Genomic DNA, 17,764 nt, shown 5'->3' on the forward strand with positions numbered 1-17,764 from the left:
AACGGGGCACCACACCATGACCGCATCCGAACTGCTGAAGGCTGCCGATCCGGCCGCCGCCCTCAAGGCGTTGAGCGACGAAGTGCGCGCGAAGCCGTCCGACAGCAAGCACCGCGTCTTCATGGCGCAGCTGCTCTGCGTGCTTGGGCAGTGGGAGCGCGCACTCAACCAGCTCACCGTGGCCGCCGAACTCGACGCGCTGGCAGTGCCCATGAAGCAGGTGTACGGCGAAGCCGTGCGCTGCGAAGGCCTGCGCGCCGAAGTGTTTGCGGGCAAGCGAACGCCCATGGTGTTCGGCCAGCCCGACGAATGGCTTGCGCTGCTCATCGAATCGCTGCTGCGCCAGGGGAGCGGCGACCACGCCATGGCCGAAGACCTGCGCCAGCGCGCCTTCGATGCGGCACCCGCCATCGGCGGCACCATCGACGGTGCGCCCTTCGAATGGCTGGCCGATGCCGACATGCGCCTGGGGCCGGTGCTCGAGGCCTTCGTCAATGGCAAGTACTACTGGATTCCCTATGCCCGGCTTGCCCACATCAAGATCGAGCCGCCCGAAGACCTGCGCGATTGCGTGTGGATGCCCGCGCACCTCGAATTCGAGAACGGCGGCGAGACGCTCGCGCTGATTCCCACGCGCTACGAAGGCAGCGAGAAAAGCGAGGACGGCGAACTGCAGCTTGCGCGCAAGACCGAATGGCGCGAGCTGCGGCCCGAGGTGTGGGTGGGCACCGGCCAGCGCGTGCTGGGCAGCGACGCCGGCGAGTACGCGCTGATGGATGTGCGAGAAATCCTGTTCACGCCTTCCGCCGCAACGGCCACTGCGGAGGCCGCCACGCCGTCGGAGGACGGGGCCGATGGCTGAACTCACCGCGCAGGAGCGGCTGCAGCCTTCGCTGCTCGACCGCCTCGTCGATCACGCGCCCAACGAAAAGCGCGAGAGCGACGACAAGCGCACGCTCACCAAGCAGGCGCTGCGCCAGGCCGTGCTGCGCGACCTTGGCTGGCTCTTCAACGCCACCGGCTACGGCCTCGAGATGGACGACAAGCGCTATCCCAACGCGGCGCGTTCCGTCATCAATTACGGATTGCCTATGCTGTCTGGCCAGTACACCTCGTCGGTGCAGCGTGTCAGCATGGAGCAGGCTCTGAAGAACGCAATCCTGCAGTTCGAGCCACGCATCTTGTCCCGCACTCTCGAAGTTGAACTCGTCATGGAAGGCTCGGCATTGGACTCCCACAACAGCATCGGTCTGCAGATTCGCGGCATGCTGTGGGCGCAGCCCGTGCCGCTCGAGTTCCTGATGCGCAGCCGCGTCGATCTGGAAGAAGGCCGCATAGAGATCGTGGACATGGCGCAATCCCAGAGGTAAGTCCGCCATGGACCCCAGGTTGCTGAGCCTGTATGAACAGGAACTGCGCTACTTTCGCGAGAGCTCGTCGGAGTTTGCGCGCGCCTTTCCGAAGATTGCGCACCGCCTGGGCATCGAAGGCCAGGAAGTTGCAGACCCGTACGTCGAGCGGCTGATCGAGGCCACCGCATTCCTTTCGGCACGCGTGGGGCTCAAGCTCGATGCCGAGTACCCGCGCTTCACCGGCCACCTGCTCGACATCGTCTACCCGCACTTCCTGGCGCCCACGCCGGCCATGGCGGTTGTGTCGGTGGTGCCCGACGCCGACGACGCCAAGCTTGCAACGGGCCCGACGCTTGCGCGCGGCAGCGGGCTGCGTGCACGGCAGGCGGTGGGGCAGAACACGCATTGCGAATTTCGAACGGCGGCCACGCTGCGCGTCTGGCCCGTTGAAATCCTTCGGGCCCAATACTTCACCTACGCGCCGGACTTGCCGCTCAATGCGCATCCGCAATCGCGCGCGATCCGCGGCGGCCTGCGCATTTCGCTGCGCGCGACGGCCGGATTGAACTTCAGCCAGATTGCCATGGACGAACTGCTGCTGCACTTCAGCGGCGCCGAAGACGTTGCATGGCAGTTGCACGAATGTGCGCTCGGCCAGCCGGTGGGTGTGCTGGTGCGGCCGATGGCGGCCGGCGGCGCAATGCAGGGTGCGATGAAGACGCTGCCCGGCAGCGCGATCAAGGCGGTGGGCTTCGAAGAAGACGAAGCGTTGCTGCCGGTCACGGCCACGGGCTTCTCGGGCTTCAGGCTGCTGCAGGAATACTTTGCGTTTCCGCAGCGCTTCCAGTTCGCGCGCATCGGCGGCCTGCAGCCGCTGCTCGCGGACATGGCCGTGACGGAGGTCGAGGTTGTGCTGCTGTTCTCGCGAGGCGATGCCGCGCTCGAAAAGCTGGTGAGCGCGGACAACGTGCAGCTGCACTGCGTGCCCGTGGTCAACCTCTTCAGCAAGCGGCTCGATCGCGTGCCGGTGTCGGAGGGCGTGAGCCAGTTCCACCTGGTACCCGACCGCACGCGCCCGCAAGACTTTGAAGTGCACACCGTGACCGAAGTCACCGGCCACGGCGCACCCGGCGGCGCAGAGGCCGCCACCGAGCAGTCGTTTCGGCCGTTCTACTCGGCGTTTCATGGCAGCCGCCACGCGCACCCGGCCTACTACACGACCACGCGCGAGCCGCGCATGCTCTCGGTGCGGCAGCGCACCGAAGGGCACCGCAGCAGCCACATCGGTTCCGAGGTCTACATGCAGATCGTCGATCCGCAGCAGGCGCCGTATTCGACCGCGCTGCGCCAGCTGGCGGTGACGGCGCTGTGCACCAACCGCGACCTGCCGCTGTTGATGCCGCTGGGCCGCGACAACGACTTCGATTGCATCGACTCCTTTCCGGCGCAGCGCGTTCGCATGGTGCGCGGGCCTTCGCGCCCGGTGTCGCCGGTGGTGAGCCAGGGGCTCGGCTGGCGCGTGGTGGACCACCTGGCGCTCAACTACCTGTCGATCTCGGACAGCACACCCGAGCAGGGCGCCGCCGCATTGCGCGAAACCCTGATGCTCTACGCCGTGCATGCGGACGAAATGCGCCAAGGCCAGGTGCGCGGCCTGCTGTCGGTCAAGAGCAAGCCGGTGGCGCGCAGGTTGCCGCTTCCGGGACCCATCGCTTTCGGGCGCGGGCTCGAAGTAACGCTCGAGGTCGACAAGGACGCGTTCCACGGCCACAGCGCTTTTCTTTTTGGCGCGGTCATGGCGCACTACCTGGCGCGCCATGTAGAGGTGAACCACTTCGTCGAGGCCGTGCTCCGCATTTCGGGCAAGGGCGAAATCATGCGCTGGAGGCCGCTGTGCGGAACACGCCAGATTCTGTAGCGGTGCGGGTCGACAACGCGCTGCGCGAATGGTCGGCCGAGCCGTGGGCTTTCGATTACTTCGCGGTGCTGCGGCGGCTGGAGTCGATTGCCGGCACCACGCCGCGCTGGGGCCGTGCGCTGCTGCCCAATGCAGAGCCGGTGCGCGTGGGACAAGAGCCTTCGCTTTCCTTTGCGCCCGCGAGCTTCAGCCGCTTCGAGGCGGCCACCGCTTATTCGCCGCCGCGGCTGCGCCAGCACTTCTTCAGCTACATCGGTCCCAACGGTCCGCTGCCCGTGCACCTGAGCGACTTCATTCGCGAGCGCAGCATCAACCATGGCGATCCCACGTGGCTCGCCTTTCTCGACAGCTTTTCGCATCGCTTCTCGCTGCACTTCTACCGGGCCTGGGCGCAGTCGCGGCCGGCCGTGGCGCTCGACCGGCCGGGCGAAGACAGGTTCAGGCTGCAGGTTGGGGCGCTGGTCGGCATCGGCACGCCGGGGCGCATCGGCCGCGACGAGGTGCACGACGACGCGCGCCTGCATTTTTCGGGTCGGCTCGCACGGCGCGTGCACAACGCCGAAGGTGTGGAGGCGGTGCTGTGCAGCTACTTCGGCGTGCCGTTCAGGCTGGAGCGCTGGGTCGGCCACTGGATGAGCCTGCCCACCGGCGAGCTCACGCGGCTCGGCCAGGGCGAGACCTCGCGCTCGATGGGCATGGGCGCCATGCTCGGCACCCGCGCCTGGGACCGGCAGCACCGCGTGCGCCTGCACGTGGGCCCGCTCACGCTCGAGCAGTACCGCATGTTTCTTCCCATCGGCGACGCGCAGCCCGTGCTGCAACGCTGGATGCAGCAGCTGCTCGGCGACGAGCTCGAGTGGGACGCGCAGCTTGCATTGCAAGGCGCACAGGTGCCGCCCACGCGCCTTGGCCAGGCAAAAGGCAACGCGCCGCGCCTTGGATGGATCGCGTGGCTCGGGCAAAGGCCACGCCCCCGCGATGCGGCCGACGTGCGCATTGCGAGCCAGCCGGCCGGTGCAGGCCGGCGATCGGCCGAGCTACCACTTCAATAAACCCAGCTTCATTCGTCTTGAAGAGATACGGAGTCCTCCATGAGTGAAATCAGCCGCACCGCCCTTTTCGGCAAGCTCAACTCGCTGGCCTACAAAGCCATCGAGGGCGCCACCGTGTTCTGCAAGATGCGCGGCAATCCCTATGTGGAACTGGAGCACTGGTTTGCGCAGCTGCTGCAGGCGCAAGACTCCGACCTGCACCGCGTGATCCAGCACTACGGGCTCGACGTGTCGGTGATTGCGAAGGACATGACGGCCGCGCTCGACCGCCTGCCGCGCGGCGCCACCGCCATCAGCGACTTTTCGCCGCACATCGAAAACGCCATCGAGCGCGCCTGGACTTACGCCACGCTGCAGTTCGGCGAGGCGCAGGTGCGCACCGGCTACATCCTGGTGGGCATGCTCAAGACGCAGAGCCTGCGCAACCCGCTCTTCGGTTTGTCGAAGCAGTTCGAGAAGATCAAGGTCGAAGACCTGGCCGACAACTTCGTGAAGATCTGCGACCCTTCGCCCGAATCGCAGATGCGCGCGCAGGACGGAACCGGCATGGGCAGCGGCGCGCCGGGCGAAGACTCCGGCGCCATGGCCCCGGCGGCCATGGGCAAGGGCGATGCGCTGAAGAAATTTGCCGTCGACCTGACCGAGAAAGCCAAGAAGGGCGAGATGGACCCGGTGACCGGGCGCGACGAAGAGATCCGCCAGATCGTCGACATCCTGATGCGGCGCCGCCAGAACAACCCGCTGCTCACCGGCGAGGCCGGCGTCGGCAAGACGGCCGTGGTCGAGGGTTTTGCGCAGCGCCTTGCGCGCGGCGACGTGCCGCCGCAGCTGAAAGACGTGAAGCTGCTCACGCTCGACATCGGCCTGCTGCAGGCCGGCGCCAGCATGAAGGGCGAATTCGAGCAGCGCCTGCGCCAGGTGATCGACGAAGTGCAGAGCTCGCCGACGCCCATCATTCTTTTCATCGACGAGATCCACACGCTGGTGGGCGCCGGCGGCGCGGCCGGCACGGGCGACGCGGCCAACCTGCTGAAGCCTGCGTTGGCGCGCGGCAACTTGCGCACGATTGGCGCGACCACCTGGGCCGAGTACAAGAAATACATCGAGAAAGACCCGGCCCTTACGCGGCGCTTCCAGGTGGTGCAGGTGCCCGAGCCCGACGAGGTGAAGGCCATCCTCATGCTGCGCGGCGTGGCCAGCGTGCTCGAAAAGCATCACCGCGTGCAGCTGCTCGACGAGGCCATCGAGGCCGCCGTGAAGCTGTCGCACCGCTACATTCCCGCACGCCAGCTGCCAGACAAGGCCGTGAGCCTGCTGGACACCGCCTGCGCCCGCGTGGCCGTGTCGCAGCACGCCACGCCGCCTGAAGTGGAAGATTGCATGCGCCGCATCGAAGGGCTCACGGTCGAGCAGGAGATCATCGGCCGCGAGGAGGCGATCGGCATCGACGTGACCAAGCGCGCGGCGCAGGTCACGGCGCTGCTGGCCGAATCGAAGGTGCAGCTCGATGCGCTGAATGCGCGCTGGCAGGAAGAAAAAGGGTTGGTCGACCGGCTGCTGGAATTGCGCAGCAAATTGCGGGCGGGGAACAAGCCGGTGGATGCGGTACCTGCAGACGGCGAGGCCAACGCCGCTGTGCCCCCACCCCAGCCCTCCCCCGGCGGGGGAGGGAGCGGAGACCGGGCTGCGCTGCTTGAAGAGCTGCATGCGCTACAGGCGAAGATCCATGCGGTGCAGGGCGAGTCGCCGCTGATTCTTCCTTCGGTCGACGAGCAGGCCGTGGCCTCGGTGGTGGCGGACTGGACCGGCATTCCCGTCGGCCGCATGGTCAAGAACGAAGTCGAGGCGGTGCTCAAGCTTGCGGACACGCTCAACCAGCGCGTCATCGGCCAGAAGCACGGCCTGGAAATGATTGCACGCCGCATCCAGACATCGCGCGCGCGGCTCGACAACCCGCAGAAACCCATCGGCGTCTTCATGCTGTGCGGCACCTCGGGCGTGGGCAAGACCGAGACCGCGCTGGCACTGGCCGAGGCGCTCTACGGCGGCGAGCAGAACATCATCACCATCAACATGAGCGAGTTCCAGGAGGCGCACACCGTCTCCACGCTCAAGGGCGCACCGCCCGGCTACGTGGGCTACGGCGAAGGCGGCATCCTGACCGAGGCCGTGCGCCGCAGGCCCTACAGCGTGGTGCTGCTCGACGAGGTGGAAAAGGCCCACCCCGACGTGCACGAGATCTTCTTCCAGGTGTTCGACAAGGGCTGGATGGAAGACGGCGAGGGCCGCATGATCGATTTCAAGAACACGATCATCCTGCTCACCACCAATGCCGGCAGCGAGCTGGTGATGAGCATGTGCCGCGACCCCGAGCTGCTGCCCGATTCCAACGCGCTGGCCGATGCGCTCAAGGCGCCGCTCATGAAGGTGTTTCCGCCCGCGCTGCTGGGCCGCATCGTCACTATTCCCTACTACCCGCTGTCGCCGGACATGATGAAGAAGATCGTGCGGCTGCAGCTGGGCCGCATCAAGAAGCGCGTCGAGACCAACCACGGCGTGCCCTTCGAGTACAGCGAGGCGGTGGTCGAGCAGGTGGTTGCACGCTGCCAGGACCCGGAGTCCGGCGGCCGGGTGATCGACGCGATCCTGACCAACACCGTGCTGCCGACGATCTCGGTCGAGTACCTGCAACGCCTGGCCTCGGGCGGCGAGATCCGCCGCGTGGCGCTGGACGTGAAGGACGCCGATTTCACCTACGCCTTCGACTAGCGCCTTGCACGCCCGACGCCACGCCTGAAGAGAACAACACATGTCGCATGATTTCCGCATCGAGAGCGAATCGCCCGCCAAGGACGAGCTCATGTTCTGGGCCATTGCAGGGCACGAGGCCCTGGCAAGGGCCTCGACCTACGAGCTCACGGTGCTTTCGGAGAACGCCTTCGTCGACGCCAAGGACATCCTGGGCCATGCCTTCGATGTGGTGATCGAGTTCTCGGACGCGGACGGCGGCAAGCACGAGCGGCATTGCCAGGGGCATGCGGTGCGCTTTACCCGCGGGCGGCAGGTGGGGCGCTACTTTCGCTACCAGATACGGCTGCGTTCATGGTTCTGGCTGCTCACCAAGCGGGCCAACTCGCGCATCCTGCAGGACAAGCCGGTGCTCGGCATCCTGGACGCGGTGTTCGAGGACAGCCCGATCAAGCGCTTCAAGAAGACGCGCACCGACAACGTGGTGGGCACGCACCCGGCCCGGCGCTATTGCGTGCAGTTCCAGGAGAGCGACTACAACTACCTGTCGCGCCTGCTGGAGGCCGAAGGCATCTACTACTGGTTCGATGCGCACGATGCGCCGGGCACCATGCACTTGTCGGACGCGAGCGGCATTGCCCACGAGAAGCTCGCGGTGGAGGCCAAGCTGCGCTTTGCATCGCCCGATGTGAGCGAGGCGCGCTTCAACGAGATCAGCGAATGGATCGACGTGCGCCGCTTCGACAGCGGCAAGTACGCCTCGCGCGACGTCGACTACAAGGCAATCAAGAAGCCGCTGAGCGTGGAAGTGGACGTGCAGGAAAAGCACGAGCTCTCCGACCTCGAAGTGTTCGAATACCCTGGCAACTATTTCACCGGCGAAGAGGTGGACGCGGCGGTGAAGGTGCACCTGGAAGAATTCGACGGCCGCCGCGAGCGCCACTGGGGCCTTACCCCGTGGCCCGATGTGGCGGCCGGCCGCAGCTTCGACTTCGAGGGCGACCGCGGCGGCCTGCGCGACGGCGAGTACGTCATTGGCGGCTGCGTGTTCGTGGCCAGCCATCGGGGCTATGAAGGCGCCGATGAAGACGGCGAATCGCAATCGGCCGCGGCGCTGCTGGCCGAAGCCATTCTGGACGACGCGGTGAATGCCGACGTGCTGACCGCCTTCACCGAGGTGATCGAGCGGCATCCGTCGCTGCGCACCGGCGCGCGGGGCGCGAGCGCCTTCCTGATTACCGCGCTGCCGGTCGAGCGCACCTTCCGTCCGCCGCCGCTGACGCCGCGTGTGACGATGCCCGGCCCGCAGAGCGCCATCGTCTGCGGCCCCGAAGGCGAAGAGCTCCACGTGGACGAGGGCCGCGTGATGGTGCATTTTCACTGGGACCGCTACAACGACGGCGACGGCAAGGCCACGTGCTGGATACGCTGCTCGCAACCCTGGGCCGGCAAGGGCTGGGGCGGCTACTTCACGCCGCGCATCGGGCAAGAGGTGATCGTCGAGTTCATGAACGGCGACCCGGACCGGCCCATCATCACGGGCCGCGTCTACAACGACGACCAGCCCATTCCGTACAAGTCGCCCACGCAGAGCGGCTTCAAGACGCGCTCCACGCCGGGCGGCGGGCCCGCCAACTACAACGAGATCATGTTCGAGGACAAGAAGGGGCACGAGCTCCTGAACATCCACGCCGAAAAGAACATGGCCACCACGGTGGAGAACGACGACTCGGGCCACGTGATGCGCGACCAGAGCCTGACCGTCGACCGCCACCGCACGATCATGGTGAAGGGCAAGGAAGAACACACGGTCATGAAGACGCAGATGAACCATGTGGTTCTGGCGCAGACCAACAAGTTCGACGCGGACACCTTCACCACCACGCTGGGCAACCAGACCGTCGGCACCAAGGGCAAGCAGGACACGGTGGTGAACGGCCCCGTCACCTCGCACACCAACAGCACCTACACCCTTAGCACCGTGGGCGCGTTCTCTCAGACCTCGGCCTCGATGACGGTCAATTCCGTGGGCGCGGTGGCGCTGACCTCGGGCGCGAACATCGCAATAAGTTCGGTGGGCGAGCTGAAGCTGGCCACCAACGCAGACCGCGTCGATGCGAGCGTCGGCGCGCACAGCATCTTCGCCAATTCGATCAAGGCGGTGTCCAACTCGAACCTCGAGATGTTCGCCGTTGGCAACATCAACGCCACCTCGAACGGCTCCAACACCACTGTGCTGGGCCCTAACTCCAGCGGCTACATCGGCGTCAACAGCGAAGCCAACATGGGCATGGCCCGCTCGACCTTCATGGGGCTGTCGATCGACACGATGATGGGCCTGAGCATGGCTTCGTGCCTGGCGCTGCAAATGGAGACGGCGGCGGCGCTCAAGCTCGGCTTTGCGGGGGTGGACCTGAGCATTTCGCCTGTCGACGTGGAGCAGCGGGCAGCCAAGGTCATCATGCCCGGCGGCGGTGCGGGCGCGGGAGCCGGGGGGGCATTTGCCATGGGCGCGTCCATCGGCGCTGCAATCGGCGCCGTCGCATATTCGATTGCGGCTGCGTACACCGACATCAAGGCCACCAACCAGCAGTACACGGATGCGGCCGCTGCGCTGCAGGAAGCCGCGACGCAGGCCAAAGCCCTCGGGCTGCACGGCATGGCGTCGCGCCTGGCCACTGCCAAGGGCATTGCCGAAGCCCGCAGGGACAACGGCTGGGCCAACCCCGACAACATTCGCCTGCATTCGGCACCGGCCGACAAGGCCGCGCAATACACGGACGACAAGCGGCTGGGCGCGCCGCCCGATGCCGTTGTGGGCGATGGATCGAAGATTGCCGCAGGCTCGTCGAAGATGCCCACCGAAGCGCCCCAGCCGGCCGCCTCCAAGGGGCTGCCCACGCCGCCGGCGTCTGCCGATTGAGCGCCGCTCCGCACAGCCGCGCGCACGACACCACCCGTTCTTCATGCAGATACTCAAGCCCCATGTCGCCGCGTTGAGCTTTCGGCCGATCGAGTACCGGTCCAAGGCCGGGCTGTGCGTGAGCACCATGCTCTTCGCACCGATGTCGCCGGAAGGCGGCGGCCTGCTGCGCGAGCAATCGATGTGGAACTGCATCTCCGAACTCATGGCGATGCCGCTGGTCGACGAAGGCATTGCCAAGCTCACGCCCGAATACCTGGTGGTCGGCCGCGTGCATGCGGGCGAAGCCGGTTCGCGCGGGGCTGTTGCGCGCGTGCGGCTCGGCAATGCCGGCAAGGCCGTCATGGCCTTTTCGCCGCGCTACTGGGACGGCGCGCGCGTGGTGCAGTCGGAGGTCTATCAGCCGGTGCCGCTCGACTGGGCCAATGCATACGGCGGCCCGACGGTGGCCGAGAACCCGCTGGGCATGGGCGCCGCAGCGGCAGGCGGCGTGCATTGGCTGCCGCCGCTGGAGTTGCCGAGCTCGCGCATCACCGCACCTGGCGACGTGGTGCAGCCCGCAGGTTTTGGCGCGCTCGATGTGATGCATCCGCAGCGTGCCGCACTGCGCGGCACCTACGACGAGAACTACCTCAAGCAGCATGCGCCGGGTTTTCCGCCCGACGTGGACTGGCGCCACTTCAACATGGCGCCGAAAGACCAGTGGCTGGACGCACCCCTGCGCGGCGACGAGGCCTTTGCACTCGAGCACCTGCACCCCACCAAGCCGCTGCTGCAAGGCAACCTGCCGGGTCTGCGGGCCCGCGTGTTCGCCAACTACCGGTTGCCGCCGGAGCAGGTGGCACCGGGCGGCGATTCGCACAAATTCAAGGAAGTGCCGATGCGGCTCACCACCGTTTGGTTCTTTCCTGAAGTGGAGCGCATGCTGCTCATCTGGCATGGCCTGGCCGAGGTGGCGGAGTACGACGGCAGCGACATCGATCATTTGATGACTGCCGTCGAGCGTCTGGGCCAGCCGCGCGGCGACGCCCACTATGCCGGCGTGCTGGCCCGGCGCACAGACCCGGTGCAAGGAGGCATCGAGAGCCTGAACGATGCCGACCTGGTGCCCGACGACATCGACACCGCCGACCCCGACTTCGAAAAGGCGTCCGAGATCTACAAGATGGAGGGCCTCCAGGCCGATGCGCAGTTCCGCCGCGCAGAGATCGACGTGGCCCTTGCGCGCGAGAAGGCCGTGGCCTTTGGCAAAGACCCGGACGCGCTGGGCCTGAAGCCGCCGGTGCGCGAGAAGCCGCCGACCCTGGCCGAGCTGCCCGCCTACGTCAAGGCCAGCCAGAAGGAGGCGGAGGCGCAGCAGCTCGCGGTCGCGCAAGACATGCTGGACCAGCTCGAAAAGCTGCTCGCGTTGAGCGGTGAAGACAGAAAGCGCATGGCCGAACTGGCGCACCGCGGCCCGCCGCTCTACACCGCCGAGAAGCACCTCGCCGAGCTCAAGGCCCAGTTCGGCAAGCTGCCGATGCCCGAGGCGCAGCTGTTGCAGAAGCTGCGCGACCGCCAGGGCGCGGAGCGGCTGGGCTATTTGCAGTCGGCCCACATGCAGCCACCGGCTTTTGCGCTGAAAGGAGAAGAGGGCGCCAAGCGCCGGCAAGAGGTGCAATGGCTGGCCGGGCAAGGCCACCGCACGCTGCCGTGGATCGATCTCACCGGCGTCGACCTGTCGGGCCTCGACCTGCACGGCTTCGATTTTTCGGGTGCGTGGCTGGAGAGCGCGAACCTTCGCAAGGCCAACATATCGGGCTGCAAGTTTGCCGGCGCGGTGCTCGCGCATGCCGACATGCAGGGCTGCATGGCCATAGAGGCCGATTTCACCGGCGCCAACCTGGGCCGCGCGCGCCTTGCCGGCGCGGTGTTCGACCGCTCCAACCTCGGCGGCGCCATGCTCATGCACACGGCGCTTGCCGGCACGCAGATGCGGCGCACCCACCTTGCCGGCGCCAACCTGCTCGAAACCGAATGGGGCGTTGCCGACTGGAGCGGCGCGCAACTGGCGGGCAACGTGTTCTACAAGCGCGTGCTGCAGGGCCTCGACCTGCGCGAGGCCGACCTCCGCGGCGCCAACTTCATTGAATGCGACCTGCGCGGTGTCGATCTTTCAGGCGCATTGCTGCAGTCGGCCACCTTCGTCACCTGCCAGCTGCAGGGCGCACGCATGGTTGCCGCGCGTGCCAAGGGCGTGGTGTTCGTGAAGAACACCGTGCTCGACCGCGTGGATGCGAGCGGCGCCGATCTTTCGAACGCGAACCTCGGCGAATGCAGTGCCATCGGCATGCGCGCGCCCAAGGCGCTGTTCGACGGCGCCAACCTGGGCATGGCCGACCTGCAAGGTGCCGACCTGCGGCTGGCATCCGCCAAGGGCGCGCTCTTTCGCAAGACGCGCTTCAGCCGTGCGCGGCTGGCCGGTGCCAATTTTCATGATGCCGTCTTCAGCTACGCCAACCTGATCGGTGCGGACCTGCGGCGCGCCAATCTCTTCGGCACCGACCTCACGCGGGTGGCACTGAGCGGCGACACGCAGTTCGACGGCGCATTGCTCACGCGCAGCCGCACATGGCCGCGCCTGAACGCAGAACAGCAGGCCATTGCCGCGGCGCGAGATGCGGCCGGCAATTCCGAAGGAGGTGCGGCATGAGGGTGAGCGCCGAGCTTCTTTCGCTGGGCGCCGGCCTGGGAGAAACCTTCGAAGGGCAGGACTTCAGCGGCGGCCACTACGCCAAGACTTTTCTGGGGGGCGGTATCTTCACGCAGTGCCGCTGGAGCGGCGCGGACCTGCGCGAAGCCGACGTTCGCGAGGCGGTGTTCGACCAGTGCGACATGGGCGGCGCGCTGTTTGCGGGCGCCAACCTGCGCCATGCGGTGTTCAACCGCTGCAAGCTCGACCACGCGGATTTTCGCGGCGCCAACCTGCACACCGCCACCTTCAACGAGTGCGACCTGACGCATGCGCAGTTCGGCAAGGCGTCGATGGCCATGGCCAGGTTTCATGCCAGCGCGCTCGACCACGCCGGCATGCAGGGTGCGAACCTCGAATCGACGGTGTTCTCGCAATCGAAACTCCTCGACGTCAACGCCGACCACTCGCAGTGGACGCACACGGTGGTGACCGGTTGCGACCTGAGCCTCATGACCTGGGTGGGCGCGCCGATGACGCGCGTGGTCTTTTCGAAGCTCAGCCTGCAGAACATGCGCTTCGACGGCGGCAACTACGAGTCGTGCCAGTTTGCCGATGCAGACCTGAGCGGCAGCAGCTTTGCAGGCGCGAAGCTGCGGCAATGCAACTTTCAGGGCAGCACCCTCAACGGCTGCGACTTCAGCAACGCACAGGCGCCGCAAGCCATCTTCTGCGCCACCAAGGGGGAAGGCGCGCGCTTTACCAAGGCGCAGTTGCGCCAGTCGCTTTTTACCGAGGCCGTGCTGCCGGGCGCCCACTTCGGCGCTGCGCAGCTGCACCAGTGCCACTTTGCGCAGGCCAAGCTGGCGCGCGCGGTTTTCTCGGGTGCCGATTGCACCTATGCCGATTTCCGGCATGCCGACCTTGAGGGCGCAGATCTGCGCGAAGCCGAGTTGTTTCGCGCCGTCTTCCACCGCTCGCAGCTGAAGGACGCGCAAGCCACCGACCGGAGCCGCGCGCTCGGCACCGATCCTGAGCTGGCGCGCGCCGAACAGTGGGCTGCCGCCTGAAGCACCGCGCGACGAACGCCATTCACCCATGAGGCCATCCATGACCGCCACCGTTACCGAACGCCGCACCAGGGCTCCACACAAGCACGGCAAGCCGAGCAAGCAACCCGACGCGCCCGCTGCCGCGCAAGCCGGCTGGCATCGCGCCGTCGTGCTTGCCGTGCCCGGCGCAGGACAACTTCGCCTGCGTATCGATCGCGAAGGCGCTCACGAGGTCGGCGCGCGCCAGGCTTTCAGTTGCGTGGTGGCGGTGCAGGTCGGCGACGTCGTCGCGGCCTTCCTCGACGACCAGCGCCAGTGCTGGGTGATGGCGGTGCTGGAGCGCAGCGGCGCACAGGACGTGGTGCTGCAAAGCCAGGGCAAGCTCGAACTGAGCGCGCCCACCGTCAGCGCCAACGCGCGAGAGCTTCTGCAGCTGGCCGCGCCTCAGGTGCGCCTGAGTTGCGAGCAGGCCGACGCAATGGGCGAGCGCCTCAACCTGGTGGGCGGCACGGTCAAGGCGATTGGCGCCGCGCTGTCGACGCTGTTCGACCGGGTGCACCACCACAGCAAGCAATACATGCGCAGTACCGAGGGCCTGGACCGCACCCAGGCCGGACACATGGAGCTGCAGGCGCGCCAGCTGCTGCAGATCCATGGCGAGCACACGCTGGTGGAAGGCGAGCAGCTGGTCAAGGCGCGCGGCGCGCAGATCCACTTCGGCTGAAGGGAATCGTCATGTTTGCCAACTGCCAGATGATGGGCACCGACATGGGCTTTCCGGATGTGTGCCTGACGCCTACGCCGGCGGGCCCGGTGCCCATTCCGTATCCCAACATCGCGATGGGGCCGATGGCCATTCCGAACTGCCCGACGATTCTTTTCATGTGCATGCCCGCGCACAACCTGGCAACCACCATTCCCATGACCAACGGGGACAACACGGGCGTGAACATGGGCGTGGCCTCGGGCACCGTCATGGGTCCGTCGCGGCACGTGACCGGTGCGTTCACCGTGCTGCTCAACGGCATGCCGGCCACGCGCATGACCAGCGTGTCGCTGCAAAACAGCACCAACTGCCCCGGAGTGCGGCTCGTGCCGAGCCAGGCGCTGGTGCTTCTGCTGTCGCCTTAGGCGCAGAGCCCGCCGGAACAACGGCGGCGAGGTTCAGGAGGGAGGGAGAATGTAAAAAGGGATGGGAAGCATGACCGATCACACGTTCAGCATCCAGGGCGACTCGCCCATCGTCGACAAGCTTCTGTTCTGGCGCATCGTGGGCCACGAGGTGCTGGCGCGCCCCTCGGCCTATGAGCTCACCGTGCTCACCGACAACGAAAGCATCGAGCCCGCGGACGTGCTGGGCCGCTCTTTCGACGTGGCGATCGAGTTTGCCGATGCCGATGGCGGCGCCCACAAACGGCATTGCCAGGGGCATGCGGTGCGCTTCACGCGCGTGGGGCGCAGCGGGCGCTTCGTCGAATACCGCATCAGCCTGCGCTCCTGGTTCTGGCTGCTGAGCAAGCGCGTCAACGCCCGCATCCTGCAGAACAAGCCGGTGCTGGAAGTGATCGACGCCGTGCTGGACGACAGCCCCGTCGGGAGCCTGAAGAAGATCAAGTCGGGCGGCGTGGTCGGCCCGCATGCGCCCCACGGCTACTGCGTGCAATACCGCGAGAGCGACTACCAGTTCCTGTCGCGCGTCCTGGAAGAAGAAGGCATCTACTACTGGTTCGACGCGCACGACGCGCCCGGCACGCTGCACCTGTCGGACACCAGCACGCTGGCCCACGAGAAGCTGCCCGTTGCCGACACGCTGCACCATGTGGAGCGCGACGCATCGGAAGGGCGCTTCAACGAGATCACGCGGTGGATCAGCTCGCGGCAGTTCGAGTCGGGCAAGTTCGCATCGCGCGACCGCGACTTCAAGGTCATCAGCAAGCAGCTGTTCGCGGACAAGGGAGACCCCGACACGCATGAGCTGTCCGACCTGGAGGTGTTCGAGTTTCCGGGCGGCTACGCCTCCGGCGACGACACCGACAACCTGGCCCAACTGCGGCTGGATGAACTCATAGGCCGCCGGCAGCGCCACTGGGCACTGACCGGCTGGCCCGACGTGACGGCCGGACGCAGCTTTGCCTTCAAGGGAGACCCCGAAGGCAAGCACGACGGCGACTACCTGATTGCAGCCTGCACCTTCGTTGCAAGCCACCCAGGCTACGAAGGCGCAGACATTTCGGAGAGCCCGCGCCCGATCGACGCCGTGCTGCACGATGCGCTGGCCGACGACCCCGTCAACACAGGGCTGCACGAAGTGGTGGCCGACCTGATTTCCGAGACACCCGCCTTGCGCAGCGGCCAGCGCGCGAGCAGCAGCTTTCTGCTGACGCTGGTTCCGCTGAACACCCCGTGGCGACCGCCGCGCCTCACGCCGCGCGTCACCATGCCGGGGCCGCAGAGCGCCATCGTCACGGGCCGCAGCGGCGAGCAGATATGGACCGAGGAGCACGGCCGCGTGAAGGTGCAGTTCCACTGGGACCGCTACGGCAAGAACGACGAGAACAGCTCATGCTGGGTGCGCGTGTCGCATCCATGGGCCGGCAAGGGCTGGGGCGCGGTGAGCATTCCGCGCATCGGCCAGGAGGTGGTGGTCGACTTTCTGGACGGCGACCCCGACCAGCCCATCATCGTCGGGCGCTTCTACAACGGCGAATCGATGGCGCCCTTCGGCCTGCCCGCCGGCGCCGTGGTGAGCGGCATCAAGTCGAACACGCACAAGGGCAAGGGCTACAACGAACTGTCGATGGACGACACCGCGGGCAAGGAGAAGGTGACCATCCACGGCCAGTACGACATGAACACCACGGTGGAGCATGACCAGACCACCACCGTGCACAACAACCGCACCGACGCGGTCGATGTCGACGACACGGAAACCGTGGGCAGCAACCAGAAGCAGAGCATCGGCGCCAACCAGAGCATTTCAGTCGGTTCGAACCGCGAAGAGAAGGTGGGCGGCACCGAGACCATCACCATTGGCGGCCACCGCACCGAAACCGTGAACGGCGGCGAAACCGTGACGGTCAACGGCGGGCGCAGCCACACCGTGAACGGCGTGCAGACCACCACCATTTCGGTGGCCGAGATGCATACGGTCGGGGCCGGGCGCATGCACAGCGTGGGCGCGGGGGAGGCCATTACCGTGGGCGGTGTGCAGGCTGTGACGGTGGGCGGCGCGCAGATCGTGAGCGTGGGCGGCCTGCAGAAGGTGAGCGTGGGTGCGTTGCAGTCCATCACCGTCGGTGGGCCGCACAAGCTCTCGGCGGCGGTGATCTCCGAAACGTCGAAGGGGCCGATCAAGATCAAGGCGGGCGCCATCTGCATGGTCGAGGCACCCACCATCATGCTCAAGGCCGGCGGCAGCAAGATCGTCATGAACGCCAGCGGCATCACCATCAAGGGCGCCAAGATCACCATCAAGGCCGACGGCAGCGCGTCGTTCAAGGCCGGGGGGTCGATCAAGATCAAGGGCTCCAACCTGGGGGAGGACTGAGCCGTGGAAGACCACACCGATCTCCAGAGCGCGCGCAGCGTGCTGCACAGCGTGGCCGCATGGTCGAGGCTGTCGGGCCAGGGCGTGGCGCTGGCGGCCTTTGCCGGCTTCGATGCAGAGGGGCGCTTTCTTGTCACGCTGGGCGAAGGCATGGCGCCGGTGCAGGCGCTGTCGACCGTCGGCCTCGCGCCCGGCGATGCCGGCGCGGCCGTTGTCGTGGCCTTCGAACAGGGCGAGGTGCGGCACCCCGTCGTCGTCGGCCGCGTGCAGCCGCCGCATGCCAAGGCACCGCCGGCGGCCGAAGCTGCGCAGGTGCAGGCCAGCGTGGACGGCGAGCGCGTGCTGCTGCAGGCGCGCGAGCGCGTCGAGCTGCGCTGCGGCGACGCAAGCATCGTGCTCACGCGCGCGGGCAAGGTGCTGATCAACGGCAACTACGTGCTCTCGCGTTCGCGCGGCGCCAACCGCGTCAAAGGTGCCTACGTGGGCATCAACTGAAAGGCA

General features: G+C 66.8%; 12 protein-coding genes. All 12 read left to right on the top strand.

Annotation, left to right across the window (positions count from 1 at the left end):
• Positions 1-16: 16 nt before the first annotated feature.
• The 12 genes from QHG62_RS21220 (at position 17) to QHG62_RS21275 (ending at position 17,758) form a co-directional block, all read left to right on the top strand.
• Positions 17-862 (top strand): type VI secretion system accessory protein TagJ, encoded by an 846-nt coding sequence (locus QHG62_RS21220; RefSeq protein WP_281147638.1) that lies wholly within the window; start codon positions 17-19, stop codon positions 860-862.
• Complete coding sequence (gene tssE, locus QHG62_RS21225; RefSeq protein ID WP_281147639.1) at positions 855-1,370, top strand: type VI secretion system baseplate subunit TssE; 516 nt, start codon at positions 855-857, stop codon at positions 1,368-1,370. The genes QHG62_RS21220 and tssE overlap by 8 nt, the downstream gene beginning before the upstream one ends.
• A 7-nt stretch (positions 1,371-1,377) precedes the next feature.
• Positions 1,378-3,270 (top strand): type VI secretion system baseplate subunit TssF, encoded by a 1,893-nt coding sequence (gene tssF, locus QHG62_RS21230; RefSeq protein ID WP_281147640.1) that lies wholly within the window; start codon positions 1,378-1,380, stop codon positions 3,268-3,270.
• Positions 3,246-4,322: a type VI secretion system baseplate subunit TssG gene (gene tssG, locus QHG62_RS21235; RefSeq protein ID WP_281147641.1), complete on the top strand. Its 1,077-nt coding sequence runs from the start codon at positions 3,246-3,248 to the stop codon at positions 4,320-4,322. The genes tssF and tssG overlap by 25 nt, the downstream gene beginning before the upstream one ends.
• Positions 4,323-4,361: 39 nt before the next feature.
• Positions 4,362-7,091 (top strand): type VI secretion system ATPase TssH, encoded by a 2,730-nt coding sequence (gene tssH, locus QHG62_RS21240; RefSeq protein ID WP_281147642.1) that lies wholly within the window; start codon positions 4,362-4,364, stop codon positions 7,089-7,091.
• 40 nt (positions 7,092-7,131) lie between these two features.
• On the top strand, positions 7,132-9,993 hold the full coding sequence (locus QHG62_RS21245; RefSeq protein WP_281147643.1) for a type VI secretion system Vgr family protein: 2,862 nt from the start codon (positions 7,132-7,134) through the stop codon (positions 9,991-9,993).
• A 43-nt stretch (positions 9,994-10,036) separates the two neighbouring features.
• Positions 10,037-12,685 carry a DUF2169 family type VI secretion system accessory protein gene (locus QHG62_RS21250; protein ID WP_281147644.1) on the top strand — a complete coding sequence of 883 codons (2,649 nt, stop codon included), beginning with the start codon at positions 10,037-10,039 and terminating at the stop codon, positions 12,683-12,685.
• A complete protein-coding gene (locus tag QHG62_RS21255; RefSeq protein WP_281147645.1) occupies positions 12,682-13,734 on the top strand; it encodes a pentapeptide repeat-containing protein in 1,053 nt (350 codons plus the stop codon). Before QHG62_RS21250 ends, QHG62_RS21255 begins: the two co-directional genes overlap by 4 nt.
• Positions 13,735-13,774: 40 nt before the next feature.
• Positions 13,775-14,440 carry a DUF3540 domain-containing protein gene (locus tag QHG62_RS21260; RefSeq protein ID WP_281147646.1) on the top strand — a complete coding sequence of 222 codons (666 nt, stop codon included), beginning with the start codon at positions 13,775-13,777 and terminating at the stop codon, positions 14,438-14,440.
• A gap of 11 nt (positions 14,441-14,451) precedes the next feature.
• Positions 14,452-14,847: a DUF4150 domain-containing protein gene (locus tag QHG62_RS21265; protein WP_281147647.1), complete on the top strand. Its 396-nt coding sequence runs from the start codon at positions 14,452-14,454 to the stop codon at positions 14,845-14,847.
• Positions 14,848-14,917: 70 nt separating this feature from the next.
• Positions 14,918-17,263: a type VI secretion system Vgr family protein gene (locus QHG62_RS21270; protein ID WP_281147648.1), complete on the top strand. Its 2,346-nt coding sequence runs from the start codon at positions 14,918-14,920 to the stop codon at positions 17,261-17,263.
• 3 nt (positions 17,264-17,266) lie between these two features.
• Positions 17,267-17,758, top strand: a complete 492-nt coding sequence (locus QHG62_RS21275; protein WP_281147649.1) for a DUF6484 domain-containing protein — start codon at positions 17,267-17,269, stop codon at positions 17,756-17,758.
• Positions 17,759-17,764 lie beyond the last annotated feature (6 nt).

The sequence above is a fragment of the Variovorax paradoxus genome, from assembly GCF_029919115.1.
GTDB lineage: Bacteria > Pseudomonadota > Gammaproteobacteria > Burkholderiales > Burkholderiaceae_C > Variovorax > Variovorax paradoxus_O.

Excerpts from the sequence above, each read along its gene's own strand:
- QHG62_RS21270 (WP_281147648.1), top strand. The coding sequence starts at position 14,918 with ATGACCGATCACACGTTCAGCATCCAGGGCGACTCGCCCATCGTCGAC.
- QHG62_RS21255 (WP_281147645.1), top strand. The coding sequence starts at position 12,682 with ATGAGGGTGAGCGCCGAGCTTCTTTCGCTGGGCGCCGGCCTGGGAGAA.
- tssE (WP_281147639.1), top strand. The coding sequence starts at position 855 with ATGGCTGAACTCACCGCGCAGGAGCGGCTGCAGCCTTCGCTGCTCGAC.
- QHG62_RS21260 (WP_281147646.1), top strand. The coding sequence starts at position 13,775 with ATGACCGCCACCGTTACCGAACGCCGCACCAGGGCTCCACACAAGCAC.
- QHG62_RS21265 (WP_281147647.1), top strand. The coding sequence starts at position 14,452 with ATGTTTGCCAACTGCCAGATGATGGGCACCGACATGGGCTTTCCGGAT.
- tssH (WP_281147642.1), top strand. The coding sequence starts at position 4,362 with ATGAGTGAAATCAGCCGCACCGCCCTTTTCGGCAAGCTCAACTCGCTG.
- QHG62_RS21245 (WP_281147643.1), top strand. The coding sequence starts at position 7,132 with ATGTCGCATGATTTCCGCATCGAGAGCGAATCGCCCGCCAAGGACGAG.
- QHG62_RS21220 (WP_281147638.1), top strand. The coding sequence starts at position 17 with ATGACCGCATCCGAACTGCTGAAGGCTGCCGATCCGGCCGCCGCCCTC.
- tssF (WP_281147640.1), top strand. The coding sequence starts at position 1,378 with ATGGACCCCAGGTTGCTGAGCCTGTATGAACAGGAACTGCGCTACTTT.
- QHG62_RS21250 (WP_281147644.1), top strand. The coding sequence starts at position 10,037 with ATGCAGATACTCAAGCCCCATGTCGCCGCGTTGAGCTTTCGGCCGATC.